Here is a 26927-nt window from a genome sequence, read left to right on the forward strand (position 1 = left end):
TCAGTCAGCGAGGGGGGCGGGACCGGATCGGCCACGCAGCATCCACAACAGACTGACCGCGAGCGTGGCCAACCAGAGGCCCTGGCCGCCCACACCCAGATGATCCAGCGCCCAGCCACTCACGATGGGGCCCAAGGCACCCCCGGCGGTGTAGCCCGCGATCATGGCGGACGTGCCGGCCAAGGCTGACGATTCGGCGAAATCGTGCGCCACACAGATCATGCTCAAGGTGTAGAGCGCGCCGCCGACGGCACCCCACAGGCCTGCACACAACCAGATGAGTGAGGGCCATGTGGCGGCTTGCGTGAAGGCCAGTGCACTGAGCGTCAGCAGCGTGGCGCCCGCCACAAACAAGCGCTTGACCGGGAAGTGATCGGCCAGCCATCCCAATGGGTACTGCAGCGCGAAACTGCCCAAGCCCAGTGCGCCGGCAATCGAGGTCGCCCCGGCCAGATCCAGCCCGATCTGTGAGCCGTACGCGGTGGTGATCGAGCCGAGTCCCACCTCATGAACGCCGCCCACCACCGCAGCCCACGCCAGTACGGGGCGGTAGCGCCAGGCTTGCCACAAACCCATGTGAGCGCGGTCTTCGTGCATGGCCTTGAGGTGGCTGACCGAGCGGTGCATGGTCAAGACCAGGCCCAGCACCAAGCCCAGACAGGCCAAACCATTGGCTTGCCGGGAGTCCAGTGCCAGCAGGCTGGGGACAAAGGGCCCCAGGGCCATGCCGCCGCCGAGCAGGGCCTGATAGAAGCCGGTGAGCCGTCCTCGGTGGCTGGGCGGCACGTTGTGGGCGACCAGGGCTTCGGTGGCGTTCCATGCCGCGCCTGCGCCCAAGCCGGCCATCAGGCCAAAGGCGCACCAGGCGAGATAGTGGTCCGTCAACAGGTAGCCCAGGCTGGCCAGAATTTCCAGCAGCAGGCCGGCGCGGTAGGCCTGTCCGACGCCCACGCGTGCGAACAGACGCGGCACCCATGGCACCAGGATGGCCACACTGATGAACGGCAGCGTGGCGAAGAGACCGATGGCGGTGTTGCTGGCGCCGGTCGTTTGCAGACGCACGGCCAACACCGGGTTGAGCAGGCTGAAACTCAGCACCACCATGGCGGTGCCCAGCATGACGCGCCACAGCCCGGGTGGCAAAGAAGGCAGGTGCGCGCGCGTCAACTCAGTTCAACCAGCCTTTGCGGCGGAAATACCAGAAGGGCGTCACGATGGACAACACCATCAGGCCGAGCGCGAACGGGTAGCCCCATTCCTGACTCAACTCGGGCATGTGCTGGAAGTTCATCCCATAGATGCTGGCGATCAGCGTGGGTGGCAGCAGGGCCACCGAGGCCACCGAGAAGATCTTGATGATCTTGTTCTGGTTGATGTTGATGAAACCGACGGTCGCATCCATCAGGAAGTTGATCTTGTCGAACAGGAAGGCGGTGTGGCTGTCGAGCGAGTCGATGTCGCGCAAGATCTGACGGGCTTCTTCAAACTGATCAGCATTGAGCATGCGTGCCCGCATCATGAAGCTCACCGCACGGCGCGTGTCCATCACATTGCGACGGATGCGGCCGTTCAAGTCTTCCTGTCGGGCGATGGCGGCCAGGGCTTCAGCGGCGGCCTGGTCGTTGACTTCGTCCTTCAGCACACGGTGGCTGACCTTTTCCAGGTCGTCGTAAATGCCTTCCAGCGTGTCGGCCGAGTATTCCGCATCGGCGTCATACAGCTTGAGCAGCACATCCTTGGCATCTTCGATCAGCGCTGGAATGCGGCGTGCCCGCATGCGCAGCAGGCGGAACACCGGCAGGTCTTCCTTGTGCACCGAAAACAGCACGTTGTCATGCAGGATGAAGGCCACGCGGACGTTGCGCGGGGTTTCATCGTCGTCGATCAGAAAGTCGGAGCGGATGTGGATGGCGCCGTCTTCTTCGTAGAAACGGGCGGACTCTTCCAGGTCGTCGTCGATGATGTCGGCGGGGATGACCAGGCCGAACTTGACGGCGATCCAGCTCTTTTCCTCGGGGGTGGGATCTTCCAGATCGACCCAGACCGGACGCGCAGGCGTCAGTTCATCGAGGCTGTCAATTTCTTCTTGAAACAGCCGGCCGTTGGCCAGCGTGAATACGTTGAGCATGGGCACTCCAGCATGCAGGCCCCGTCGCTCAAAGAACGGGTGCGCCCACAGTGTCAAGGGATGAGGTGGTAATGGTTGCCGCCCCCTCCCGCGGTGGCCCTGCTGAACCCGTTGCCATCAGGCAAGCAGGTGGGGCCGCACGCTGAACCTTGCAAACCATGGTGGGCAAGGCATCACGTGGCTGGAGTGGGCGGTCACCGATGGGGACTGTCCAAGGTGATGGCTCCAAAATGCCGGCACAGGCCGGCGGATGCGCCATTATGGCGCGCCGACCCTGGGCGTGGCGTGACAAGGCTGTCAAAAAGTCGAGCTTTTTCAGGCCTGTCGCAACGGTGTATGGTTGCGGCCATGGCTATTCCTGCATCTCGTCTGGACCTCAATCTGTTTCGCGTGATGGATGCCGTGTACGAGCACGGCGGCATCTCGGGCGCAGCGCGGCATCTGCATCTCAGTCAACCGGCCGTCAGCCATGCGTTGGCCCGCCTGCGTCGGCTGTGGGGCGACCCGCTGTTCACCCGGCAAGGCAACCAGATGGTGCCCACCGAGTTGACCCGGCGGGTGATTGGCGAGGTCCAGGCGCATTTGCGAGGCTTGCATGGTCTCATGGCGCAAGCCGATGCGTTTGATCCGGCCACACTGGACATGACCTTGCGGGTTGGTCTGCGTGACGTGCTGGAAGCGATTGCCTTGCCGCCGTTGGTGGCGCGCTTGATGCAGGATGCCCCCAAGGTCCGCCTGAGCAGCGTGCGGGTGCCGCATGATGCGCTGGAGCGCTCACTCACGCTGGGCGAGGTGGACCTGGTCATTGATCGCCAACGTCGCGTGGCCGGCCGGATTCAGGGTGTGCAACTGGCCGATGACGCCTTGGCGGTGTTGATGCGTGCCGATCATCCGCTGGCGCAACAGCCTTTGAGCTTGGATGACTATTTCGCGCAACAGCACGTGATGGTGGCGTTGCAGCCCGACCGCCCGGATCCTTTGCAAGCGGTGTGGGCGAGGCTGGGGCGTGGCGAGCGTCGCGTCATCCTTCGGTGCCAGCATTACTACGCAGCGGCCCGCGTGGTCGCAGCCAGCGATGTGTTGTTGACCTTGCCGCGCACCTACGCCGAGGGGCTGACCCGCGCTTTGCCCTTGACCTTGCATGAACTGCCGGCCGATGTGCCTCCCATGGGCATTTGGATGTATTGGCACGCGGACCGGACGGACGATCCCGTCCACCGCTGGATGCGTGAAGGGGTGGGCGCAGCGGCCCGCGAGGCCATGCATGCGGCGCATAACTTTTGATGAAAATTCATCATTTGATGCACAGCTTGCGCAGGCGTAGGATCCCTGTCATTCCTTCAGGAGACAACCATGGATTTCAAGCCCAGTGACCGTGCCGCCCAGACCGCCCAGCGCGTGCGTGCTTTCATCAAGGAGCATATTGAGCCGATTGAGGCCGACCACTGGTCTGGCATCCTGGCTCAGCGTCACGGTGGTGACTGGACCCAGTGGAAGATTCCTCCGCGTGTGGAGGCGCTGAAGGCCAAGGCCAAGGCCGAAGGCCTGTGGAACCTGTTCCTGCCGGATCCCGAACTGGGTGCGGGCCTGAGCGTGCTGGAGTACGCCTTCAGTGCCGAAGAAACGGGCCGTTCGATGATGGCCCCCGAGATCTTCAACTGCAACGCCCCCGACTCCGGCAACATGGAAGTGCTGTGGAAGTACGGCAATGCCGAGCAGAAGGAGCAGTGGCTCAAGCCTCTGCTGGCCGGTGACATCCGTTCGGTGTTCTTCATGACCGAGCCGGACGTGGCCTCATCGGATGCCACGAACATGGCCGCCACGGCTGTGATCGACGGCGATCACATCGTGCTCAACGGCAAGAAGTGGTGGTCGTCTGGCGTGGGTGACCCACGTTGCAAGGTCGGCATCTTCATGGCCCTGACCCCGGATGAAAGCAAGGACCGTCACCATCAGCACTCGATGGTGCTGGTGCCGATGGATGCGCCCGGTGTCGAGATCAAGCGCATGCTGCCGGTGTTCGGTGAGTATGACGAGCCACACGGTCACGGTGAAGTGCACTTCCACAATGTGCGGGTGCCGATTGGCAACTTCATTTCGGGTCCTGGTCGCGGGTTTGAGATCGCACAAGGCCGCTTGGGCCCAGGTCGCATCCACCACTGCATGCGCTGCATCGGTGCCGCAGAAAAGGCCTTGGAGTTGGCCATCCAGCGTGGTCTGGAGCGTACGGCGTTCCGCAAGCCCCTGATCGATCTGGGCGGCAACCGCGAGCGTTTGGCAGAGTGCCGTGTGGCCATCGACCAAGCCCGTTTGCTGACGCTGCAAGCGGCCTGGAAGATTGACACCCTGGGTGTCATGAGCGCCCTGACCGATGTGTCGGCCATCAAGGTGGTGGCGCCTACCATGCTGCAAAACGTGGTGGACTTTGCCATCCAGATCCACGGCGGAGCCGGGGTGTCGCATGACACCGCGCTGACCATGTTCTTCAACCAGGGCCGTTCCTTGCGTCTGGCCGATGGTCCGGACGAAGTGCACAAGGGCATGATCGCGCGTCTGGAACTGAAGAAGTACGGGGTCAAGCGCTGAGATGGGGGCCATCTACCTCATTCGTCACGGTCAGGCGTCCTTCGGCAGCGAAAACTACGACGCCCTGTCCCCCGTTGGGCATGAGCAGGCCCGCGTGGTCGGGTGTGCCTTGCAGGCGCGGGGTGTGCAGCCCACGGCTGTGGTCAGCGGCACCATGCAGCGCCATCAGGAAACCGCTGCGGGCGCCTTGGCCGAGATGGGGGTGAATCTGCCGCTGCAGATTCATGCCGGGGTCAACGAGTTCGCGCACGAGAACGTCATCGAAGTGGCCGAGCCGCGCTATGCGAGCAAGACCGTGATGATGAGCGAGATGGCCGCTGCGGGGGATCCCCGTCGCGCCTTTCAGAAGTTCTTCCAAGATGCCGTGACCCGCTGGGTGGGCGGCAATCATGATGACGAGTACGACGAGCCCTGGTCGGTTTTCAAGCTGCGATGTGTGTCGGCGCTGGAGGACCTGGTGGCCCTGACGCCGGCCAAGGGGCACACAGTTGCCTTCACGTCGGGGGGCACCATCAGTGTGATGTGCGCGCACCTGCTGGGCTTGAGCGATGCACAAGCCTTCACGATCAACTGGACGCTGGCCAACGCCGGCGTAACCAAGATCGTGACCGGCCGGGACGGCCTGCATCTGGTTTCCATCAATGAACATGCGCACCTGGAAGGCGCAGAATCGTCCCTGCTGACCTTCCGCTGAACGTCGTGCCTGCTATAACGGCCAATGCATGCGGATTCGGTTCCGCAGAGATGGGCTGAAAGCAAAAAACGACGGAGAGGCAGATGAGCAAACGCAGGTGGGCAGCTGGCGTGGTGCTGGCGCTGGTCGCGCTGGCAGGCTTGGGGGTGAGTCAGGCGTGGGCCCCGGATCGGTCGGTGCAGTCACTGTCTGTACGTTGGGCGCCGGCGCCTTCGCGTTTCATCTCGGTGATGGACATGCAGGTGCATGTGCGCGACGAGGGCCCCCGGGATGATCCACACCCGCTGGTCTTGCTGCATGGGACCTCTGCTTCGTTGCACACCTGGGATGGCTGGGTGAGTGCCCTGAAGACACAGCACCGTGTCATCCGTGTCGACATGCCGGGATTCGGCCTGACAGGTCCCAACCCGACCAACGATTACCGCTTGCCCACGTATGCCGACTTCGTGATTGCGGTCCTGGACCAGCTGGGGGTGCAGCAGTCGGTGATCCTGGGGGGCAATTCCTTCGGGGGCGAGGTGGCCTGGAAGACCGCCGTCGACCACCCCACGCGCGTGAGCCGTCTGGTGTTGGTTGACTCGGCCGGGTATTACTTCGAGCCGCGCAGCATGCCCATTGGGTTCAAGCTCGCACGCATGCCCGCGCTCAAGCCCGTGATGGCGAAGCTGCTGCCGCGTGGGGCCATTGAATCCAGCGTCCGCAATGTGTATGGCGACCCCAGCAAGGTCACCACCGAGCTGGTCGATCGCTATTACGAGTTGACCTTGCGGGCGGGGAACCGTGCGGCCCTGTCTGAGCGATTCACGCAAGCGCCGACAGGCCAGTACGCCGATCAGGTGAAAGAGGTGCGGCAGCCCACGCTGATTTTGTGGGGGGCGCAAGACCAGTTGATCCCGCCTGACAACGCCCAGCGCTTCCAGCGCGACATTCCTGGCAGTCAGATGGTGATGTTCGAGGGGCTGGGGCATGTGCCCCACGAGGAAGACCCGGCGCGCACCGTCTCAGCCGTCCAGCGCTTTCTGGCGCAGCCGTGACGGCACAAGGACCTCACTCGGGTTGAGGCTCGCTGTCGAAGTAGTACGTCGTGCGCGTGCGCGGTGACAGGTAGGCGTGCGCTTCCGGGCTCAACTGTTGTGGGCGCAAGGTCTTGCGAACCGACAAGGCTGGCTCGTGCTCCAGGTCCAACAGCAGGGCTTCGGACTTCGGAATGGCCGGGTTGTAAACCAAGACCACCGGGCGCAGGGGCTTGCTGGTGTTCACCGACACCACCATGGCCAGACGGTCGTCGCTGAGTTCGACCACGGTGCCGGGCGGGTAGACGCCCATGCAGCGCACGAAGGTGCTCAAGGCCTTGCTGTCAAAGCGGCTGCTTTGCTGCGAGAACAGCAAGGACAGGGCTTCGTGTGGGGTCATGGCCTGATTGGGATCGGACGGGTTGCACAACTCGTCATAGGCATTGACCAGGGCCACAATCCGTGAGGCCAGCGACATCTGTGCGCCCGTCAAGCCGGACGGGTAGCCCGAGCCATCCAGTCGCTCATGGTGTTGCAAGATGATGGGCAGGATGCCCGCCGGCAGCTCCAGCTTGCGGGCGATCTGGACGCCGTACTCGCAGTGCATCTGCTTGAGCCGCACCTCGGCGCTGGTCAGGCCGTCATGTTTGCGCAGCAATGCGGCGGGCAACTCCAACTCGCCAATGTCGTGGAACAGCGCGCCCAAGCCCACAGTACGGATCACCTCGGGTGGGGCCTGCATTTCCTTGGCGACCATCATGGACAGCAAGGTCACGTTCAATGCGTGGCTGTAGACCTCATCGCCGCCAATGCGATCGGCCATCAACTGAATGGACACGTCGGCGTCCACCAGCAGCAACTCCACCATGGAGTACACCAGGTCGGTGGACGAGCGACGGACATCGCCCGGCATGGAAAACACGTGCTGGTTGATGCCGCGGATGGTGCGGGTGGCCGCAACAAGCGCTTGCTCGCAGGCACTGGCCCGTGCACGCTGCATGGCCAACTTTTCCAGGTGCACGCGACGCATCAGCACGTCTGCTTGATCCGCAGCGGACTGGGCGGGCGCTGTGGCCACCGCAGATGCTTCCGTGGCATGGGTCTCGGCGGCCTGGGGCGCCGGAGGCAGGGGCTCCGCCTCGCTTTTCTCGGGGATGTAGCGGATGCGCGTCAGTCCCAGGCTGCGCAGCGTGTCGATCTGACCTTGATTGCGGATGCGGAAGCTGGAGAAGGTGAACGGGTGCTGCGTCCAGGACAAATCCAGATGCACGTACAGCCCGATGCAGAGTTGCTCGGGCTGGATGTAATGCGCATCGTTCAGTTCCGCAACGGCCATATTCAATTCAACGACGGGTTCAGTTCAGGTGTTTCGTGACCACTTCCAGCAACTGGCGTGGACTGAAAGGCTTGGTCAAGTATGCCTCGGCCCCCAATGATTGCCCCAACTGCCGGTCGCTTTCTTGCCCCTTTGCGCTGAGAAAGATCACTTTGGTCGAGGCCAGCTCTGGCGTGGACTTGATCTGTCGGCAGACCTCAAACCCATCCACATGACCTGGCATCATGATGTCCAGCAGCAGCATGTCTGGCCGCAACTGCTTGGCCATTTCGATGCCGATGGTGCCGTTTTCCGCTTCGTGAATGTCCAGATCCTCGATTTCCAGCGTCATGCGAATCAGTTCGCGGATATCGAGTTGGTCTTCAACGATCAGAACACGCTTCATGGGCTGCAGGCGGTGGCGCAAGTCAAGGGCAGATGGGATATCGGTCCGTTTCTCAAGATTATGAGGGTGAACGCCGAAATTACCTCATGTCGAAAATACACGTTGGTGTCTTGCGCCTATTGGTGGAGAGCCTGGCCATCTTCCTGAGTGCGGAAGCCGTGGTCATGCTGGCGCTGCCCGTGCTGGCGCCAGGCTTGCACGGCTGGCAAGAGGCCCTGTTGGACTCCGCCATGCTGGCGGTCTTGTCGGGCCCCTTGTTGACATGGCGTGCTTTTCGTTTCTGGCAGCGTCAGGCGATTGCCGACAACAAGCCGTCCATGGAGCGTTTGTTGTGGTCCGTTCCCTTTCAGCGCTCCTTGCCTTTTCCGCTTCTGGTGTTTGTCGGGGGGGCGGCACTGTCGGTGATGGTGGCGGTGGGCCTGCATCAGAAGTCCACCGAAGCGGCGGACGCGCAGTTCGACCGCGTCAGCGTCCAGTTGCAGCGGACGCTGGAGGCGCGCCTCGACAAGACCCTGGCGGGGCTCAAGGGGGTGCGAGGCGCCATGCTGGCACATGGTGGCGAGTTGCCACAGGCGGGATTTCGCACGTGGGTGGGCTCACGAGACGTGGTCAGCGAGTTTCCCGGGATCCGGGGGATGGGCTTCATCAAATACATCAAGCGTGAGGACCTGGCCCGTTTCATCCAGCAGGTGCGTGCGGACCATGCGCCGGATTACGCCGTGCATCCGACCACCGCGGCGCCAGACCTGTACGTGATCAAGAACATCGAGCCGCTGGAGTTCAACCGCCCGGCATGGGGGTTCGATCTGGGCTCGGATCCCCGCAGACGGCAGGCGCTGGACGAGGTGGTGGACACTGGGTTGCCATCGCTGACGCCGCCCATTGTCTTGCTGCAGGACCAGCACCATCGCCCAGGTTTTTTATATTTGTTACCAGTGTTTCAACCAGGTGTGGCAGCCGACACACCGCAGACCCGGCGAGACCATCTGCTCGGGGTGATTTATGCCCCGATCGTGGCCGCTGAATTGGTGGCCGGGTTGGACTCGGCTGCGGCATCTTTGGTCCGGTTCACGCTCTACGACGGTTATGAGCCTGAGCCTGCGCACTGGATGGCGGGCACCGACAGCACCCAGGAGCGGCAAGTGAGCGGTGGGGGACGATTCCGCCGACTGCATCATTTGCTGATTGGTGGGCGAGCGCTCACGCTGGAGGTGCGCTCCACGGAGAGCTTTGAGCGCGATGTGGCCTTTGCCATGCCCACCTGGATTGGCTTGCTGGGCCTGCTGTTGAGCAGCATGATCGCGGCAGCCTTGTGGCTGCTGCGGACCGCGCGCGTGCGGGCAGAGGATTTGGCGCAGGCCATGACCCACGAAAGCAACGCATTGCTCGAGACACTGGACCGTTTCGGGATGGTGTGTGTGACGGCGCCCGATGGCCGGATCATCGATGTCAACGAGGCGTTTTGCCATGCTTGTGGCTATGAGCGCAACGAACTGTTGGGGCAGAACCCGCGCATCCTGAATGGCGGCAGTCACGACGACCTGTTCTGGATCACCGCGTGGCAGGCCTTGCTGCACGGTCGGTCTTGGACGGGCGACATCTGCAACCGTCGCCGCAGTGGTGAGCAGTATTGGGTCCACTGCGTGATCTCCCCAGTGCTGGATCAGCGCGGGCAGGTTGAAAAGTACATCTCGATTTCGTACGACATCACCGAGTCACGCCAGGCGCAGGACGCCATCAAGGCCAACGCGGAACGCTACAACCTGGCCATTGACGGCGGCAACGACGGCCTGTGGGACTGGATGAACATCCACTCTCAGGAAATGTGGTGGTCGCCGCAGTTCTTCCGTTTGCTGGGCTACTCGCCGGGTGCGCTCAAACCGGATCTGGCCACGTTTGACAGCATGTTGCACCCGGAAGATCAGGAACGGACCTTCGCGACCATCAACGCCGCACTGACGCACGCCGAGCCTTATGACATGGAGTACCGTCTGTGCACGCGTGCCGGCGAGTACCGGTGGTTCCGTTCTCGCGCCAAGGTGTACTTTGATGATTTGGGGCGCGCCACGCGCATGGCGGGCTCCATCCAGGACGTGCACGAGCGGCGCTTGGCCCAATCGCAGTTGCAGGCGCACATCGAGCAGATGGCGGCCATCTTCAGTCTGACGCAGGACGCGTTCGTGTCGTTCGATGCGCAAGGTCGCGTCAGCTACGTCAGCCCTGCCACGCCCCGACTGACAGGCATGCTGCCAGGTGCCTTGCACGGGCTGGACGAAGCCACCTTCATCCGCACGATCTTGCGCACTGCAGTGGACGAGCCTGAGGTGCTGCCCACCACCTTGGAGACCCTGCTGCATGAAGCCGGACATGCCGGAACCGGTCGCGTCATGCTGGAAATGAAGCCGCCTGCCCGCCGCATGCTGGAGTTGCGCCTCAGCCAGGGGCAAGGGGTGGCCGTGTCACAGGTGCTGCATCTGCGCGATGTCACCCACGAGACCGAAGTGGACGAGATGAAGAGCGCCTTCTTGTCGGTGGCTGCCCATGAGTTGCGCACGCCCATGGCCTCGATTTACGGGTTCACCGAATTGCTGCTGACCCGTGAGCTCAAGCCGGAGAAGCAACGTGAGTTGCTGGGCCGCATCTATCGTCAAAGCGAGGCCATGGCGGCCATCATCAACGAATTGCTGGACCTGTCTCGACTGGAAGCACGACAAGGCAAGGACTTCGAGTTCACGGCCTGCAATCTGGAGTCGCTGGTGCAGGAAGTGATCCGTGACTTCAAGGCTCCCGATGGCCGCTCGCTGCCCAAGACCTGCTGGCCAGACGAGCCGGTCATGGTCTGGGTGGACCAGCAAAAGATGCGGCAAGCCGTGCTGAACGTGCTGTCCAACGCCTACAAGTACTCGCCCAGCGGGGGGGACGTCTGGGTGTATCTGGTGCAGCGGGAAGAGGCCGGCCGACAGGTGGTGGGCGTGCAGATCCGGGACTTTGGCATGGGCATGAACCCAGAGCAGCTCAGCCGCGTGGGGGAGCGCTTCTACCGCGCCGACAAGTCCGGCAACATTCCCGGGACAGGCCTCGGTGTGGCCATCGTCAAGGAAATCATGGAGTTGATGGGCGGGCGCGTGGTGATCGACAGCAAAGAGGGCGAGGGCACCACCGTGACCCTGGTGCTCAACTGTCAGACCGAGTCTCACGACGTCCAGCCAGCATGAAAAAAGGCGCCCCGCAGGGCGCCTTCTTGATGCGGTCGATGAAACCGATCAGGCCTTGGCTTCGGCCTTCTTCTTCTGACGCCAGGCGTGCAGCAGGGGTTCGGTGTAGCCAGAAGGCTGTTCCTTGCCCTTGAACACCAGGTCCAGTGCGGCTTGGAAGGCGCAACCGTTGGGGTTCGCGACCAGCGATTCGTACAGCTTGTCGCCAGCGTTTTGCTTGTCGACGATGGCGGCCATGCGGGTGAAGGTTTCACGCACTTGGGCTTCGGTCACCACGCCATGGTGCAGCCAGTTGGCCACGTGCTGGCTGGAGATACGCAGGGTCGCGCGGTCTTCCATCAGGCCGATGTCATGGATGTCAGGCACCTTCGAGCAGCCGACGCCTTGGTCAATCCAGCGGACCACGTAACCCAGGATGCCCTGGATGTTGTTGTCCAGCTCTTGCTGCTTCTCGGCTTCGGTCCAGTTGGCTTGTGCCACCACGGGGATGGTCAGCAGCTTGTCCATCAGGGCCTGGGCGTCTTCGCCAGACTTCTCGATCTCGGTTTGCACCGCTGCCACGCTCACTTGGTGATAGTGGGTGGCGTGCAGGGTGGCGGCGGTCGGCGACGGTGTCCAGGCGGTGTTGGCGCCAGCCTTGGGGTGACCGATCTTTTGCTTCAGCATTTCGGCCATCAGGTCAGGCATGGCCCACATGCCCTTGCCGATTTGCGCGCGGCCCTTCAGGCCACATTGCAGACCGATCAGCACTTTGCGGCGCTCGTACGCAGCAATCCAGTCCGAACCCTTGATGTCGCCCTTGCGCATCATGGCGCCGGCCAGCATGGCTGTGTGCATTTCGTCGCCGGTGCGGTCCAGGAAACCGGTGTTAATGAAGGCCACGCGGCTCTTGGCGGCAGCGATACAGGCCTTCAGGTTGGCCGAGGTACGACGCTCTTCGTCCATGATGCCCAGCTTGACGGTGCTGTCAGCCAGACCCAGCAGCTGTTCAACGCGGCCGAACAGTTCGTTGGCGAAGCCCACTTCGGTCGGGCCGTGCATCTTGGGCTTCACGATGTAGATCGAGCCCGCGCGCGAGTTGCGGATGGCTTGGCCGTTGATCTTGCCATGGCCTTGCAGGTCGTGCAGGGCGATGGTGGTGGTGATCACGGCGTCCATGATGCCTTCGGGGATTTCCTTGCCCTCGGCGCCCCACAGGATGGCGGGGTTGGTCATCAGGTGACCCACGTTACGCACGAACATCAGCGAACGACCGTGCAGCTTGACTTCACCGCCATTGGCGCCGGTGTACACGCGGTCGCCGTTCAGCGTACGGGTGAAAGTCTTGCCACCCTTGGCCACTTCTTCGGCCAACGTGCCTTGTTGAATGCCCAGCCAGTTGCTGTAGCCCAGCACCTTGTCTTCGGCGTCCACGGCGGCGACGGAGTCTTCCAGGTCCAGGATGGTGGACAGGGCCGCTTCCAGGATCAGGTCGGACACGCCGGCCGGATCGGTCTTGCCGATGGCGGTTTCACGGTTGATCTGGATGTCGACGTGCAGGCCGTTGTTGACCAGCAGCACGCTCTTGGGGGCCGCCGCGTCGCCTTGGAAGCCCACGAACTGCGCGGGGTTGGCCAAGCCAGTGGTCGAACCATTGGCCAGGGTCACGACCAGCTTGCCGCCTTCGACGCGGTAGCCGGCGGCGTCCTTGTGGGAAGCGCCTTCCAGCGGAGCGGATTGATCCAGGAAGTTGCGGGCCCAGGCGATGACCTTGGCGCCACGGACGGGGTTGTAGCCCGTGCCTTTTTCAGCGCCGCCTTCTTCGGAGATGGCATCGGTGCCGTACAGCGCGTCGTACAGGCTGCCCCAACGTGCGTTGGCGGCGTTCAGTGCGTAGCGGGCGTTCAGGATGGGCACCACCAGTTGGGGGCCGGCTTGCAGGGCCAGTTCGGCGTCCACATTGGCGGTCGTGGCTTGCACGTCAGCGGGCACGGGCACCAGGTAGCCGATCTTTTCCAGGTGGGCCTTGTAGGCGGCCATGTCCTGGATCGGGCCGGGGTTGGCGGTGTGCCATGCGTCCATCTCGGCCTGGATGCGGTCGCGCTCGGCCAGCAGGGCGGCATTCTTGGGGGCCAGGTCGTTGACGATCTGGTCAAAGCCAGCCCAGAACTTGGCGCTGTCAATGCCGGTGCCGGGCAACACCTTGTCTTCGACAAAACGGAAGAGTTCGGTGGCCACTTGCAGGCTGTGGACGGTGGTACGTGCGGTCATGAAAACCTCGTCAGGAGATGATCTTGGAGGAGAGGGGTGGGTGACCTCGGGCGTGGCCGAAGCACCAGCTGAACACGGAAGTTTATTCGATACTTTCGTGAACATTACTGCCCATAAAATTCATGGATTCATGACTTTTAAGCAAAAATCAACCGGAAATGGGCCCGCATTCCTGCGGATTTGGGTTGACCCCATCTTGTCGGGCGGGCCGGGTGCGTTCAGGATGTGACGCGCAGTTCTGTTCCGGCAGGTGGCCGGGGGAGCAACAGACGTGGACCGACTCAAGCAGATCGAATCGTTCGTGGCCGTGTCCATGAAAGGCAGCCTGACGGCCGCCGCGGCCGCCGAAGGCGTGGCTCCGGCCGTGATCGGGCGTCGCATCGATGCCCTGGAAGAGCGTCTGGGCGTCAAGTTGCTGGTGCGCACCACGCGCCGCATCACTTTGACCCACGAAGGCAGCGCCTTCTTGGAAGATGCTCAGCGCGTGCTGGCCGAGTTGGCGAATGCCGAGGCCAGCGTGAGCGCCGGAGGGCTGAAAGCCAGCGGCCATTTGCGCATCACCGCGCCGGCGGGGTTCGTGCGTCGCCATGTGGCGCCCCTGGTGCCGCAATTCATCGCACGGCACCCGGAGGTGTCCTTGTCCCTGGATTTGTCAGACAGGCTGGTCGACCTCGTCAACGATGGTTATGACTGCGCCATCCGCGTGGGGGACTTGCCGGATTCGTCGCTGGTGAGCACCCGTCTGGCCGACAACCGTCGCCTGTGCGTGGCCAGTCCGACCTATCTGGCCGGGCGTGGTCGCCCCGAGCATCCTTCCGACATCACCCGACATGACTGCCTGACCTTGAGCTCCGAAGCCAGTCAGACGCGCGGGTGGGCCTTCACGATGGATGGGCAGTTGACCCGGGTGCGCCCCTCGACGCGGCTGGACTGCTCTGATGGTCAGGTCCTGCATGCCTGGTGTCTGGCCGGACTGGGGTTGGCCTGGCGCTCCTGGTGGGAGGTGTCGGCCGACGTGCAGGCCGGCCGACTGGTCAGCGTGCTGGACGCGTATGCGGCGCCACCCAACGGCATTTATGCGGTGTTTGCCCAGCGCAAGCACCTGCCTTTGCGGGTGCGCCTGTGGATCGACTTCATCAAGGAGGCCTACGCCGATGAGGTCTATTGGCAACAAGTCGCCGTGACTGGGGCATGATGCAGGACCTTGCCCGATCCAACTTGATCTGACCGCCATGTTGCTGGAAGCCATCCTGGCTTATGCCCACTTTGCCGCCATCCTGGGTGTCGTGGTCTTCGTGACCAGCGAGGCCGCCCTGTGTCGGCCCGAGTGGCTCAACGCGGCCGTGATTCACCGACTGGTGCGCATCGACACCTTGTATCTGGCGGCTGCGGCGGTTGTGCTGCTCACGGGTCTGGCGCGCACCTTCTGGGGCATCAAAGGCGCGGGGTGGTACTGGACGCAGCCCTTGCTGCACGCCAAGCTGACCATCTTCGCCTTCATCGGCGTCCTGTCGCTCAAGCCCACGTTCAGTTTTTTGCGGTGGCGCAAGCGTTGGGACGAACTGAATGTGCTGCCGGCCGCCGCTGAGGTGCTGGCGGTGCGGCGCATCATCATGTTTCAGGCGCATGTGATGCTGCTCATTCCACTGGCCGCCACCTTGCTGGCGCGTGGCGTCTGGACCTTCTGAACTTGGCCTTGCGGCCATCAAAAAGGGCTCCCGAAGGAGCCCATGCGATTCAGAAACCGGCTGGAAGGTTTACTTCGCCGCCGCATCCTTTTCGCACTTCTTGATGAAGCTGGTCTTGGCTGCACCCGCCAGGGCCTTGCCATTCTTGTCGACCGCCTTGGCCGCGCAGGCAGCGCCGGCACTGGCTGCCCCCGACTCCTTCTCGCACTTCTTGATGAAGCTGGTCTTGGCCGCACCCGCCAGGGCCTTGCCATTCTTGTCAACCGCTTTGGCTTCGCAAGCCGCATCACCCGCGTGAGCCACGGTGGCCAGCAGGGCCAGAGTCAGGGAAGCAATCAGTGCACGCATGTGGAGCTCCTAGTTTCAGGTCAGGCATTCTGCGGAGGCGACCGTTCGCCATCCGTCTGTGCAGCTTAACGCGTGGCGCCGTCCATGCGATGACAGCACCGGTAAATTGAGGTGCGGGGCACCTCACATGATGCGCCGCGGGTGGGCCAGGGCCTCGTGGGCCGCATGCAGGCGCCGCACCAGCACGCGGATGAAGGCTTCATCAAACAGATGCCGGCATGTGGGGCTGAGCTGCTGCATCGTGTCCGGGGTGAACGAAATGGTGGTCGCGGGCTCGGTCACCACCACGTCGGTGCTGTGACGTCGCAACTCGGGATTGGGCGCCAAATAGGCCATCTCGCCCACCGAGGTGCCGGCGCCCAGCAGCGCCACCCGCTTGCTGCTGCGGTACACCTCGACACTGCCTTGGGCAATGATGTGGAAGGTGCGCCCCTCTTCGCCCCGTCGGTACAAGGCATGGCCAAACGAAAAGCGCTGCCACTTGGCCCGGTGCACCACCTCCCACAACTCAACATCGCCAAAGTTGGAGAAAAAGTCCAGCGTACGCAGCAGGTTGAACCGCTCCGAATCCAGCACGCCCTGCAGGTGGCCGCGGGGCACCTTGTGCTCGGCAATCAGACCGGACAGGGCTTGTGCAAACGCATCCCAGCTGGGGTAGCGGTCGTCCCGGTTCTTGGCCAGGGCGCGCATCACCACTTCGTCCACGGCCGTGTCCACGCCTGCCCGCATGCCGGACAAGGGCGCCGGCATCTGGTTGTAGATCTGGTTCATCAGCACCGCTTGCGACGATGCTTCAAAGGGCGGTCGCCCCGCGATCAGGTGGTACAGCACCGCGCCCAAGCCGTAAATGTCGGCGCGGCAGTCAGGTGTCTCCCCATCCAGTTGCTCGGGGGCCATGTAGGCCAGCGACCCTACTTGGTGGATTTGGGTGGACTCGGCCGTCAGGTTGAGCACGCTGCCAAAGTCGCTGATCTTGACGTCCACCACCTGACCGGCTTCGTTGGTGATTGCCAGGATGTTGGCCGGCTTCACGTCGCGATGGATCAGGCCTTGGCGGTACACATAGCCCAAGGCCATTGCGCACTTGAAACCCACTTCAATGATCTGATCCAGTGGCAGCAGCTGATCGGGACGGCAGAACGTGCGCAGCGTGGTGCCCGGCACATACTCCATCACCACATACGGCGACACCGGATCGGGTACCGCGTCGTAAATGTGCACGACGTTCGGGTGTTGCAGTCGGCCGACCAAAGCGGCCTCGGCCGCAAAGAAGCGCGCGTACACCGGGCCATCCACCGCGTCGATCAGCACCGACGAGCGCACACGCTTGATGGCCACATCCCGGTCATGGAAATCATCCCGGCACAAGAACACCTCGCTGGTGGCGCCGTCGCCCAGCTTCTTGGTGATGCGGTACTTGCCGATCAGACCGTTGTCGAGGTCGATGTCGATGTCATCCATGCTGAGCCAATGATCTCCTTGTCCGGATCTTTCCACTGTGCGTGATTTCCCGTTGTGCGAAAAGACCCTGATGAAGTGTGCAATTCTCCTCTCTTGATCGACGTTGTACACCCACGGCGGCAGCCCTCGTAGAATTCCACCCATGATTCAAGCCAAGCGTGACCTTCTTTCTGCCCTCGGTGAGGCCCTGCGCCAGGCGGCGCCCGACGCCCCTGCGTCCTTCTCTCCGGTTTTCGAAGCCCCCAAGCAAGCTGCCCACGGTGATCTGGCCGTGACGGCGGCCATGCAGTTGGCCAAGCCGCTGAAGAAGAACCCACGCGAGCTGGCCACGGCCCTGGTGGCCGCCCTCGAAGCCCAGCCTGCCGTGCAGCAATGGGTGCAGTTGCCCATCGAAATCGCGGGCCCCGGCTTCATCAACCTGCGCCTCAAGCCCGCCGCCAAGCAATCCATCGTGACCGACGTGCTGGCCGCCGGCGAGCAATTCGGCTGGCAACCCAAGACGGGCAAGAAAGTGCTGGTCGAGTTCGTGTCGGCCAACCCCACGGGTCCGCTGCACGTGGGCCACGGTCGTCAAGGCGCTTTGGGCGACGCCCTGTGCAACCTGTTCGAAACCCAGGGCCAGTCGGTGACCCGTGAGTTCTATTACAACGACGCCGGTGTGCAGATCAGCACCCTGGCTTGGTCCACCCACGCACGCATCAAGGGGCTGAAGCCCGGCGACGAGCACTGGCCCGAGTCCGCCTACAACGGCGACTACATCGCCGAGATCGCGGCCGACTTCCTGGCCAAGAAAACCGTCAAGGCCGATGACCGCGAGTTCACCGCCTCGGGCGACCCCGAAGACATCGACGGCATCCGCCAGTTCGCCGTGGCCTACCTGCGCCATGAGCAAGATCTGGACTTGAAGGCCTTTGACGTTCGCTTCGACAACTACTACCTCGAGTCCAGCCTCTACACCGACGGTCGCGTGGAAAACGCGGTCCAGCGTCTGGTCGATGCGGGCAAAACGTATGAAGAGGGCGGCGCGCTGTGGCTGCGCTCCACCGATTACGGTGACGACAAAGACCGCGTCATGCGCAAGACCGACGGCGGCTACACCTACTTCGTGCCCGATGTGGCCTATCACATCGCCAAGTGGGAGCGCGGCTTCGAGCAGTGCGTCAACATCCAGGGCTCCGATCACCACGGCACCATCGCCCGCGTGCGTGCGGGCCTGCAAGCTGCTGGCGTCGGCATCCCTCAAGGCTGGCCCGACTACGTGCTGCACAAGATGGTCACCGTGATGAAGAACGGCGAGGAGGTCAAGATCTCCAAGCGCGCCGGCTCTTACGTCACCCTGCGTGACCTCATCGAGTGGACCAGCAAGGACGCCGTGCGCTTCTTCCTGATCAGCCGCAAGGCCGACACCGAATTCACCTTCGACGTCGACCTGGCCCTCAAGCAGAACGACGAGAACCCCGTGTTCTACGTTCAATACGCCCATGCACGCATCCACTCGGTGCGTGCGCAGTACGCTGACAAGGGCGGGGACCTGCAAGCCATACACGGCGCAGACCTGACTTTGCTGACCGCTGACACCGAGCTGGCGCTGATGACCAAGCTGGCCGAGTTCCCCGGCATGCTGACCGCAGCCGCACAAGGTTTGGCCCCGCACGACGTGGCCTTCTACCTGCGTGATCTGGCCAGCGCGTTCCACAGCTACTACGCGGCGGAACGTTTCCTGGTCGACGAGGTCGAACTCAGCCGCGCCCGTGTGGCGTTGCTGACGGCCACCGCCCAGGTGCTGCGCAACGGTCTCGCCCTCCTGGGCGTGAGCGCACCCGAAAAGATGTAATTCACCCTTGATCGACAGGACTCCACGCATGACAACCCAGCGCGGCTCGCAACGCGGCGGCTTTTTCCTCGGCATGATCGTTGGCCTGTTGATCGGGTTGGCGCTGGCGCTGGGTGTGGCCATCTACATCACCAAAGTGCCACTGCCGTTCATCGACAAGGTGCCGCAGCGCACGGCCGAACAGGACGCGGCCGAAGCCGAGCACAACAAGAACTGGGACCCCAACAGCCCGCTGTATGGCAAGAACCCGGCCAAGCCGCACGCGGTGGAGTCGGCACCTTCTGCTGCAGCATCGGGGGCCAGCGCCGCTGCTCCGGTGCGTGAGGCGCCGGTCGCGCCCACCCCAACGCCTGCTCCAACGGCTTCTGCCGCCACCCCGGCCAAGGGGGCCTCGGCAGCCAAGCCTGCGGCAGCACCCGCGTCCAGCGCTCGCAACCCGGCGGCCATCCTCTCCGGCGAGCCCGTGTCAGCCACGCCTGCCTCGGATGCGTTGACCTATCAGGTGCAAGCTGGTGCCTATGGCAGTCAGGCTGAAGCCGAAACCCAGCGCGCCAAGTTGGCCATGATGGGGCTCGAACCTCGCATTCAAGAGCGCGAAGTCAACGGCCGCAACATGTTCCGTGTGCGCATTGGCCCGTTTGCCCAGCGTGAGCAGGCCGAAGAGGTTCGCGTCAAACTGCAAAACGCCGGCGTGGAGTCGGCCTTGGTTCGCATTCAGAAGTGATGCCGCATTGGGCGGCTTCGAAAGGACAAGACATGAATCGTCGTGAGTTTTCGATCCAAACCCTGGGCGCCTTGGGCTTGGGAGCGGGCGTGGGCCTGCCCGGTTTGGCCATGGCACAGGGTGGTCCGATCGAGGGCACGAACTATGTCAAGCTGAACCAGTATGCCCCTGTGACTGCGCCGGCTGGCAAGGTCGAAGTGGTCGAGTTCTTCTGGTACGGCTGCCCCCATTGCTTCCATTTCGAGCCCGCGTTGAGCGCGTGGGTCAGTCGATTGCCGGCCGATGTGGTGTTCCGCCGGATTCCCGTGGTGTTCCGCGAAAATCCGTTTGCCATCCACCAAAAGCTGTACTTCGCGGTTGAAACCCTGGGCTTGAGCGCGACGCTCCACGCCAAGATCTTCCATGCCATGCATGAGCAAGGTCAGCGCCTGGACAAGCCCGAACTGATCGCCGACTTTGTGGCCAAGCAAGGCGTGGATGCCCCCCGCTTCATGGCCACCATGGAGTCGTTCGGCGTGCAGGCCAAGTGCAAGCAAGCCCGCGCCCTGACCGACGCGTACAAGATCGATGGCGTGCCCACCCTGGGCATTGGCGGCCGCTTCACCACCTCGGTCAGCCTCAATGCCACGCCCGAAAAGACCCTGGCCACCACCGACTTCCTCATCAACTTGGTGCGCAAGTCTCGTTGAAGCCCCACAGCGTCCGCGCACATCAAGCATGTGTACGGACGTGTGTCAACCTCCGCAGTATTTCGCGGGGTCTCGCCGGCAAGGCCGGCACTTCATGGCTAGAATTTCTGCAACTTTCATGCCGAAGATGCAGAACCAATCTTTCCCATCGCTTTTGACCTCCCTTGTGCAACTCCTGCTGGGCGGGCTGTTGGTGCTTGGTGTGTCGGGAGCGCATGCCGAAAAGGCCGACCGTTTTCAGCCGCTCAACTTCGCCGCTGACGCCGCGCGCGTGGAAGACAAGCAACGCCTGAACATCCTGTCGGGCAATGTCGAAATCTCCAAAGGCAGCATGGTGGTGCGCTCCGACCGAGTGGAAGTGCGCCAAAACGCCGATGGGACGCAAACCGCCACGGCCATCGGTGGGCCCGGTGGGCGCGCTTACTTCCGCCAGAAGCGCGATGGTGCGGACGAGTTCATCGAAGGCGAAGCCGAGCGCATCGTGTACGACGGCAAGACCGAAATCGTGCGTTTCACGGGGCGTGCGCTGATGCGCCGCCTGCAGGGGCAATCGGTCAACGACCAGGTCACGGGCCCGGTCATCGTCTACGACAACAAGACCTCCGTCTTCCAGGTCGAAGGTTCGTCAGATGGTGCCGCATCGTCCGGCCGCGTTCGTGGCGTCATCACCCCTCGCAGCAGCGAACCGCGTGCTGCGACGGAAGGGGGCCGCTGAAATGCGTGATGACGCAACCGCCGCAGGACCTGTCAGCCAACTGCGCGCCGAACAACTCAAGAAGCGCTACGGTGCCCGCACGGTCGTCCATGATGTCCATGTGGCGGTGAGCGCCGGCGAGGTGGTCGGCCTGTTGGGACCCAATGGCGCCGGCAAAACCACCAGCTTCTACATGATCGTGGGGCTGGTGCCGGCCGACGCGGGCCAGATCACCATCGATGGCGAGCGCGTCGAAAAGCTGCCCATCCACCAGCGCTCGCGCCTGGGTCTGAGCTATCTGCCGCAAGAGGCGTCCATCTTCCGCCAGCTCAATGTCGAAGAAAACATTCGCGCGGTGCTCGAGTTGCAAGTCGACGAGCAGGGCAAGCGCCTGAGCAAGTCCGCCATCGAGCAGCGGCTGAATGCCTTGCTGCACGATCTGAGCATTGAAAAGCTGCGCACCAGTCCGGCGCTGGCGCTGTCCGGTGGCGAACGTCGTCGGGTCGAAATTGCCCGTGCGCTGGCCACACAGCCCCGTTTCATCCTGCTGGACGAGCCCTTTGCGGGCGTCGACCCCATCGCGGTCATCGAAATTCAGCGCATCATCAGTTTCCTCAAAGAGCGTGGCATCGGGGTGCTCATCACCGATCACAACGTGCGTGAAACGCTGGGGATCTGTGATCGGGCCTACATCATCAGTGAAGGCCGCGTGCTGGCCGAAGGCCGTCCGGGCGACATCGTCAACAACGCTGAGGTCCGCAAGGTCTACCTGGGCGAACACTTCCGCATGTAAGCGCCCCCATGAAGCCATCTCTGCAGTTCCGGCTTTCACAGCATCTGGCGTTGACGCCTCAGTTGCAGCAGTCCATTCGCTTGCTGCAACTGTCCACGCTGGAGCTGCATCAGGAAATCGAGCAGATGCTCGAGCAGAATCCCTTCCTCGAACCCGAGGAAGACTTCAGCGCCATTGAGACCCTGGCCACGATGGAGTTCGAGCGCCAACGCAACGACCGCAACAGCGTCGAAGACGGGGGCGCCGACCGCGACGGGGGACAAAGCGATGCCGAGCCCGCCGGACTGGACTCCGCCGATCTGGGCGCGGGTGCCACCGAGCGAGACGACTGGGAAAACGGCACCGAGCGGGATGACTTCGATGGCATCAGCGAAGCCCCGGCCCGCCAGTCCAGCGGAGACGACGATGACTTCGACCCGCTGGAGCGCAACACCTCGGCCATCAGCCTGCAAGACCACCTGCGTCAGCAATTGCTGGGAACGCGCCTGAGTCAGCAGGACATGGCTGCGGTCGAGATCCTGATCGAGTCGCTCAACGAGGACGGCTACCTGGCCGACCCCATCGAAGAGATCGCCGAAAGCCTCACCCCCGAATCGGCCGATGAGGACCTGCGTGACGAGATCCTGTCCCGCCTGCGTTGTGCCTTGGGGTGGCTGCAAAACCTCGAGCCCGTCGGTGTGGGAGCGGCCAATCTGTCCGATTGCCTGATCCTGCAGTTGCGTGCGCAGCCCAGCAGCGAGGCCCGGCAGATCGCCATCCTGATCTGCCGACATCATCTCGAGTTGCTGGCGCGGCGTGATTTCAAGAAGCTCATGGCGGCCACGGGCGCCGATGAGACCCTGCTCAAGGAAGCGCAGGCCTTGATCGTGGCGCTGGAGCCCAAGCCAGGACGCGCCTTCACGCGTGCCGAGGCCAACATCATCGTGCCGGATGTCATCGTGCAGAAATCCGGGCGCAACTGGAAGGTGGTGCTCAACCCGGACGTCATGCCGCGGTTGCGCATCAACGATTACTACGCCCAGGCTTTGCGCGCCACCCGTGCGCCGCGCGGCGGCACAGCCTCCGAAGGCCACACCAACCTCAATGCGCGCCTGCAGGAGGCGCGCTGGTTCGTCAAGAACATCCAGCAGCGATTCGACACCATCTTGCGCGTGTCGCAAGCCATCGTCGACCGTCAGCGCAACTTCTTCACCCACGGCGAAATCGCCATGAAGCCGCTGGTCCTGCGCGAAATCGCGGATGAACTGGGCCTGCACGAATCCACCATCTCGCGTGTGACCACCGCGAAGTACATGCTCACGCCTTTTGGCACCTTCGAGCTCAAATACTTCTTCGGTTCGTCGCTCAACACCGAGGCCGGCGGCAATGCTTCCAGCACCGCGGTGCGCGCCCTGATCAAGCAACTGGTCGCCGCCGAAGATCCCAAAAAGCCACTGTCTGACAGCGCGTTGGCCAACATGCTGGAAGAGCAGGGCATCCAGGTTGCTCGCCGCACCGTGGCCAAGTACCGAGAAGCCCTCAAGATTGCGCCGGCCAACCTGCGCAAGGTACTCTAAAGCGCATCCCTCTTTGGGGACAGCCTGGCCGAGGTACACCGGCCCCATCGTCATCTGCGTTCAGATCATGCCCACCTCCCTCGAACACCTCCTCAGCGTTCTGCCCTGGCAGGACTGGACCGCGCTGGTGCTCTTTTTCATCAGCTGGATTGGCTATGTGCTGTTTGCCAAGCGTCGCGCCAAAGCCGAGCGCACCTTGCTGTCCAGCACCAACCACTATCGCCGCCTCTGGATGCTGCAGGTCACCCACCGCGACCAGCGCATCGTCGATGCCGCCGTCACCCAAAATCTGGCCAGCAGCCCCAGCTTCTGGGCGTCGACCACCATCCTGGTGCTTGGGGGCTTGCTCGCCGTGCTGGGCACCAATGACAAGGCCTCCGAGCTGGTGAAGGACCTGCCTTTCGCGGCGCGAACCTCCATGCTGGTGTTCGACGTCAAGATCCTGGTCCTGCTCACGGTCTTCATCTACGCCTTCTTCCGCTTCACCTGGTCGATGCGGGTTTACTCCTTCGGTGCGATCATGGTGGGGTCCGCCCCCAACGTCGATGTGTTCACGCGCGGCGAGGCCGATCGCAAGGAGTTCGCCGACCGTGCCGGCAAGCTGATGGGCATGGCGGCCGAAAGCTTCAATGACGGCTTGCGTGCGTATTACCTGTCTTTCGCCGTCATTGGCTGGTTCATGTCACCGTTTGCCTTTGTGCTGGGTACGCTGGCGGTGTTGTGGGTGCTCTATCGACGAGAATTCCACTCCGACGTGCTCGCCATCTTGCGCGCCTGAGCGCTTCCTCTCTTTTTCCTCTCGTTCATCATGCCGATCAAGCCCCCCCGCCGCCCTGTTGTGTCCGCTTCCACGGGGCGTCCGTCTGGCGAGTCGGCTGACCGCCCCCTGCGCGCCCATCCCGCGGGCCCCCGCGGCCCAGGCCCGCATGCCGGCCGTGCGCCCAGTCGCGTGCGACCCGAACACCAGGCGCGCTCGCCGGGCCCCGTCCTGAACGCAGACCGCCCCGCCGCCCTGTACCTCTCGTGCCCCTCGGGCGTCGAAGCGCTGCTGGCCGACGAGGCTCGCCGCATCCTGGGCGGTGATGCACAGATCACCGAGTCTCGTGGTGGCATCGAAGTTCAGGCTGCATCGACCGCGCGCGATCCGGCCGCCAAGCACCGCGAACTGATCGGGCACGCCATGCGTCTCAATCTCGAAAGCCGCTTGGCCCAACGCGTTCTCTGGCGGGTGTCCTCGCGCGTCTATCGCCACGAAGACGACATCTACCTCCTTGCCCGCTGTGTCAACTGGGCAGACTGGATCACGCCCCGGCAAACCTTGCGCGTGGATGTCACGGCGCGCCGCAGCCACCTGCAAAGCCTGAATTTCGCCGCCCTGCGCGTCAAGGACGCTGTTTGCGACGACCTGCGCGAGCGTTTCGGCGAGCGCCCCAATGTGGATACCCGCTTCCCCGACCTCAGCCTGGTCCTGTACATGGATGACCTCGAGGCCACCCTGTATGTGGACACCTCTGGCGAGGCGCTGTTCAAACGCGGCTGGCGCGAGGACACGGGCGAAGCCCCGCTCAAGGAAACCCTTGCTGCGGCCATGCTGGCGGCAGCCGGGTGGCAAGGTCGCCCGGAAGATGGCGCCTTGCTGGATCCCTGTTGTGGCGCCGGCACCATTCCCATCGAAGCCGCCCAGATTGCGTGCGACATGGCGCCGGGCCTGCACCGCCGCTTTGCCTTTGAAAAGCTGTTGCCCTTCAAGCCACATCTGCCCGAGTGGCAGCGCCTGAAGCAAGCCGCCAAGGATCGCCAGCATCCCCCGCGCGTGGCCATTTACGCCGGCGACGTCGCCTTCCGGATGACCGACTTTGCCACCCGCAATGCCGAACGTGCGGGTGTGCGGCAGTACATCGAATTCAAGACGGCAGACGCCTTGCAGCGCCCGGTGCCTTGCGAGCGTGGCGTCCTGATGTTCAACCCGCCCTATGGTGAGCGCATTGACACCAAAGGTTCGGTGCGCAATGCCTACCAGCAGCGCGCCGAGTTCGACGACGAGGAGCCCGTGGCACGCGCAGGCCGCGAGCAGTTCCAGGACGACGAAGCCGCAACATTCTTCCAGCGGCTTTCGTCACACTGGAAAAAGCACTACACCGGCCGGACCGCGTGGATCTTGAGTCCGGACATGAAGTTGCCCGGTGCCATGCGCTTGAAGGAAAGCCGCCGCGTCGTCATGTACAACGGTCCCATCGAGTGCCGACTGTTCCGTTTCGATCTGATTGCCGGCAGCCTGCGCACACCTAAGCCGACGGGCGACGCAGATCAAGCGGGCGCCTCGCAAGACTGATCCCGAAACCCTGGCCTGCCCGCCCCACCGCAGGCGAAAGACGCGGTCAGCCCTCGTAATGCGCCGCCATCACACTGAGCGCGGCCAACGGGGCTGTGTCGGCACGCAAGGTGCGCGCGCCCAGCGTCACAGCTTGCCACCCGGCTTGCAGCGCGCTGGCTTCCTCTTCCTCGTTCAGGCCGCCCTCCGGGCCATTCAGAAACACCCAGCGCACCGCCTGGGTCGAATCCGTGGCCGTGGCCGCCTGCAGCACCGAACGAATGGAGCGGGCCTCCCGCAGGCTCAGCACGGCGCGGTGATCAAACTGCGCGCTCGAAGCCGCCTCTGAGCGCAACCATGTGTTCAGGCTTTGCACGGGATGCACCACCGGCACGACGGCGCGCCCGCATTGCTCGCTCGCGGCCACCGCGACCCCCTGCCAGTGCGCCACCTTCCTGTTGGCGCGGTCCCCATCCAGTCTGAGTACCGACCGCTGGCACATCAAGGGCTGGATGGCGTACGCACCCAACTCGGTGGCCTTCTCGATCACGGTGTCCATGCGGTCGTTGGCCGGCATGCCCACCGCCAGGGTAATGCGCACCGGCAGCTCGCGATGATTGGGCACGGCGCTTTGAAGCCGCACCGCCACGTGCTTGCGCCCCATCTCGCCAATCTCTGCTACCCACTCTTGACCTGCACCGTCAAAGACCTGGATGCACTGCCCAGGCTGCATGCGCAACACCTGAACGTGACGCGCAGCGCCGTCCGGCAACTGCAACTCATGATCAGGCAAGGCACCCGGCAAAGCGCCGACAAAAAAACGAGGCAACACGCGCAACCCTCATTCAAGACAAGTGATCCCTGCAGTCCGGACGAGATCTCCCTCAGACATCACCCGCCGCAAACGCCATTGTCCGCCAACGAAAACGAAGCAACGCTGACACCGCCAAAGCCCTCCGCCAGAGGGTGCCCGCATCTTTTTTCAACTTTTTTGCAAAAAGACTTGCGCACTCATGAAAAACAGTGCCATAATTGCGTTCTTCGCTGATCGCGACAACAAACAAGCGATCGACGCAAGCGACAAGTTCTTTAAAAATTAACAGCCGATAAGCGTGGGTGTTTGGATGAAAGAAGCCAAATGCTCACGGAAGACGAAATGAAATTCACTTGTAGTGAAGTTCACTTCAATTCCGAAAGAGTGAGTTTACAGAGATTGAACTGA

Annotated in this window: 23 protein-coding genes; 15 read left to right on the forward strand and 8 right to left on the reverse strand. The window is 63.1% G+C overall.

Features of this window, described 5'->3' with window-relative positions; all coding sequences use genetic code 11:
• Entirely contained in the window at nt 1-1167 is a 1167-nt protein-coding gene (locus ACMV18_RS05175) for an MFS transporter (protein ID WP_374257020.1), read from the reverse strand.
• A gap of 1 nt (nt 1168) precedes the next feature.
• Entirely contained in the window at nt 1169-2128 is a 960-nt protein-coding gene (gene corA, locus ACMV18_RS05180; RefSeq protein ID WP_374257021.1) for a magnesium/cobalt transporter CorA, read from the reverse strand.
• 348 nt (nt 2129-2476) lie between these two features.
• On the opposite strand from corA, the gene ACMV18_RS05185 reads away from it, so the two are divergent.
• The 4 genes from ACMV18_RS05185 to ACMV18_RS05200 all read left to right on the forward strand — a co-directional run bounded on the left by ACMV18_RS05185 (nt 2477) and on the right by ACMV18_RS05200 (nt 6442).
• Complete coding sequence (locus ACMV18_RS05185) at nt 2477-3412, forward strand: LysR family transcriptional regulator (protein ID WP_420816964.1); 936 nt, start codon at nt 2477-2479, stop codon at nt 3410-3412.
• 69 nt (nt 3413-3481) lie between these two features.
• A complete protein-coding gene (locus tag ACMV18_RS05190) occupies nt 3482-4714 on the forward strand; it encodes an acyl-CoA dehydrogenase family protein (protein ID WP_374257024.1) in 1233 nt (410 codons plus the stop codon).
• 1 nt (nt 4715) lies between these two features.
• Nucleotides 4716-5408: a histidine phosphatase family protein gene (locus tag ACMV18_RS05195; protein WP_374257025.1), complete on the forward strand. Its 693-nt coding sequence runs from the start codon at nt 4716-4718 to the stop codon at nt 5406-5408.
• 83 nt (nt 5409-5491) lie between these two features.
• Nucleotides 5492-6442: an alpha/beta fold hydrolase gene (locus ACMV18_RS05200; protein WP_420816965.1), complete on the forward strand. Its 951-nt coding sequence runs from the start codon at nt 5492-5494 to the stop codon at nt 6440-6442.
• Nucleotides 6443-6455: 13 nt separating this feature from the next.
• Here ACMV18_RS05200 and ACMV18_RS05205 read toward each other — a convergent pair whose 3' ends face one another.
• Both ACMV18_RS05205 and ACMV18_RS05210 read right to left on the reverse strand, forming a co-directional pair.
• Complete coding sequence (locus tag ACMV18_RS05205; protein WP_420816966.1) at nt 6456-7757, reverse strand: HD-GYP domain-containing protein; 1302 nt, start codon at nt 7755-7757, stop codon at nt 6456-6458.
• A gap of 19 nt (nt 7758-7776) precedes the next feature.
• Nucleotides 7777-8142 (reverse strand): response regulator transcription factor, encoded by a 366-nt coding sequence (locus ACMV18_RS05210; protein ID WP_374257029.1) that lies wholly within the window; start codon nt 8140-8142, stop codon nt 7777-7779.
• Between the two features lie 86 nt (nt 8143-8228).
• On the opposite strand from ACMV18_RS05210, the gene ACMV18_RS05215 reads away from it, so the two are divergent.
• Nucleotides 8229-11357, forward strand: a complete 3129-nt coding sequence (locus tag ACMV18_RS05215) for a CHASE domain-containing protein (RefSeq protein ID WP_420816967.1) — start codon at nt 8229-8231, stop codon at nt 11355-11357.
• Between the two features lie 48 nt (nt 11358-11405).
• Here ACMV18_RS05215 and ACMV18_RS05220 read toward each other — a convergent pair whose 3' ends face one another.
• Nucleotides 11406-13607 (reverse strand): malate synthase G, encoded by a 2202-nt coding sequence (locus ACMV18_RS05220; protein ID WP_420816968.1) that lies wholly within the window; start codon nt 13605-13607, stop codon nt 11406-11408.
• Nucleotides 13608-13878: 271 nt separating this feature from the next.
• On the opposite strand from ACMV18_RS05220, the gene ACMV18_RS05225 reads away from it, so the two are divergent.
• Complete coding sequence (locus ACMV18_RS05225) at nt 13879-14802, forward strand: LysR substrate-binding domain-containing protein (protein ID WP_420816969.1); 924 nt, start codon at nt 13879-13881, stop codon at nt 14800-14802.
• 37 nt (nt 14803-14839) lie between these two features.
• Complete coding sequence (locus tag ACMV18_RS05230) at nt 14840-15295, forward strand: DUF2214 family protein (protein ID WP_420816970.1); 456 nt, start codon at nt 14840-14842, stop codon at nt 15293-15295.
• A gap of 69 nt (nt 15296-15364) precedes the next feature.
• Here the strand turns inward: ACMV18_RS05230 and ACMV18_RS05235 are convergent, their stop codons facing one another.
• On the reverse strand, nt 15365-15643 hold the full coding sequence (locus ACMV18_RS05235; protein ID WP_420816971.1) for a hypothetical protein: 279 nt from the start codon (nt 15641-15643) through the stop codon (nt 15365-15367).
• 123 nt (nt 15644-15766) lie between these two features.
• Nucleotides 15767-17104: a serine/threonine-protein kinase gene (locus ACMV18_RS05240; RefSeq protein WP_374257039.1), complete on the reverse strand. Its 1338-nt coding sequence runs from the start codon at nt 17102-17104 to the stop codon at nt 15767-15769.
• A gap of 142 nt (nt 17105-17246) precedes the next feature.
• Between ACMV18_RS05240 and argS the strand changes: the two genes are divergently transcribed.
• The 8 genes from argS to ACMV18_RS05280 all read left to right on the forward strand — a co-directional run bounded on the left by argS (nt 17247) and on the right by ACMV18_RS05280 (nt 25726).
• Nucleotides 17247-18938, forward strand: coding sequence for an arginine--tRNA ligase (gene argS, locus ACMV18_RS05245; RefSeq protein ID WP_420816972.1), 1692 nt, complete (start codon nt 17247-17249; stop codon nt 18936-18938).
• A 28-nt stretch (nt 18939-18966) separates the two neighbouring features.
• Complete coding sequence (locus ACMV18_RS05250) at nt 18967-19662, forward strand: SPOR domain-containing protein (RefSeq protein WP_420816973.1); 696 nt, start codon at nt 18967-18969, stop codon at nt 19660-19662.
• Between the two features lie 32 nt (nt 19663-19694).
• Nucleotides 19695-20351: a thiol:disulfide interchange protein DsbA/DsbL gene (locus ACMV18_RS05255; protein ID WP_420816974.1), complete on the forward strand. Its 657-nt coding sequence runs from the start codon at nt 19695-19697 to the stop codon at nt 20349-20351.
• A gap of 166 nt (nt 20352-20517) precedes the next feature.
• A complete protein-coding gene (lptA, locus tag ACMV18_RS05260) occupies nt 20518-21066 on the forward strand; it encodes a lipopolysaccharide transport periplasmic protein LptA (RefSeq protein ID WP_420816975.1) in 549 nt (182 codons plus the stop codon).
• A 1-nt stretch (nt 21067) separates the two neighbouring features.
• On the forward strand, nt 21068-21838 hold the full coding sequence (lptB, locus tag ACMV18_RS05265; RefSeq protein WP_420816976.1) for an LPS export ABC transporter ATP-binding protein: 771 nt from the start codon (nt 21068-21070) through the stop codon (nt 21836-21838).
• An 8-nt stretch (nt 21839-21846) separates the two neighbouring features.
• Complete coding sequence (locus ACMV18_RS05270) at nt 21847-23394, forward strand: RNA polymerase factor sigma-54 (RefSeq protein WP_420816977.1); 1548 nt, start codon at nt 21847-21849, stop codon at nt 23392-23394.
• A 67-nt stretch (nt 23395-23461) separates the two neighbouring features.
• Nucleotides 23462-24172, forward strand: a complete 711-nt coding sequence (locus tag ACMV18_RS05275) for a DUF599 domain-containing protein (protein WP_420816978.1) — start codon at nt 23462-23464, stop codon at nt 24170-24172.
• Nucleotides 24173-24202: 30 nt separating this feature from the next.
• Nucleotides 24203-25726, forward strand: a complete 1524-nt coding sequence (locus ACMV18_RS05280; RefSeq protein ID WP_420816979.1) for a THUMP domain-containing class I SAM-dependent RNA methyltransferase — start codon at nt 24203-24205, stop codon at nt 25724-25726.
• A gap of 46 nt (nt 25727-25772) precedes the next feature.
• On the opposite strand, the gene ACMV18_RS05285 is transcribed toward ACMV18_RS05280, so the two are convergent.
• On the reverse strand, nt 25773-26534 hold the full coding sequence (locus ACMV18_RS05285) for a 16S rRNA (uracil(1498)-N(3))-methyltransferase (protein ID WP_420816980.1): 762 nt from the start codon (nt 26532-26534) through the stop codon (nt 25773-25775).
• Nucleotides 26535-26927: the final 393 nt, after the last annotated feature.

The sequence above is a fragment of the Aquabacterium sp. genome (assembly GCF_048860245.1).
Lineage (GTDB): Bacteria > Pseudomonadota > Gammaproteobacteria > Burkholderiales > Burkholderiaceae_C > Aquabacterium.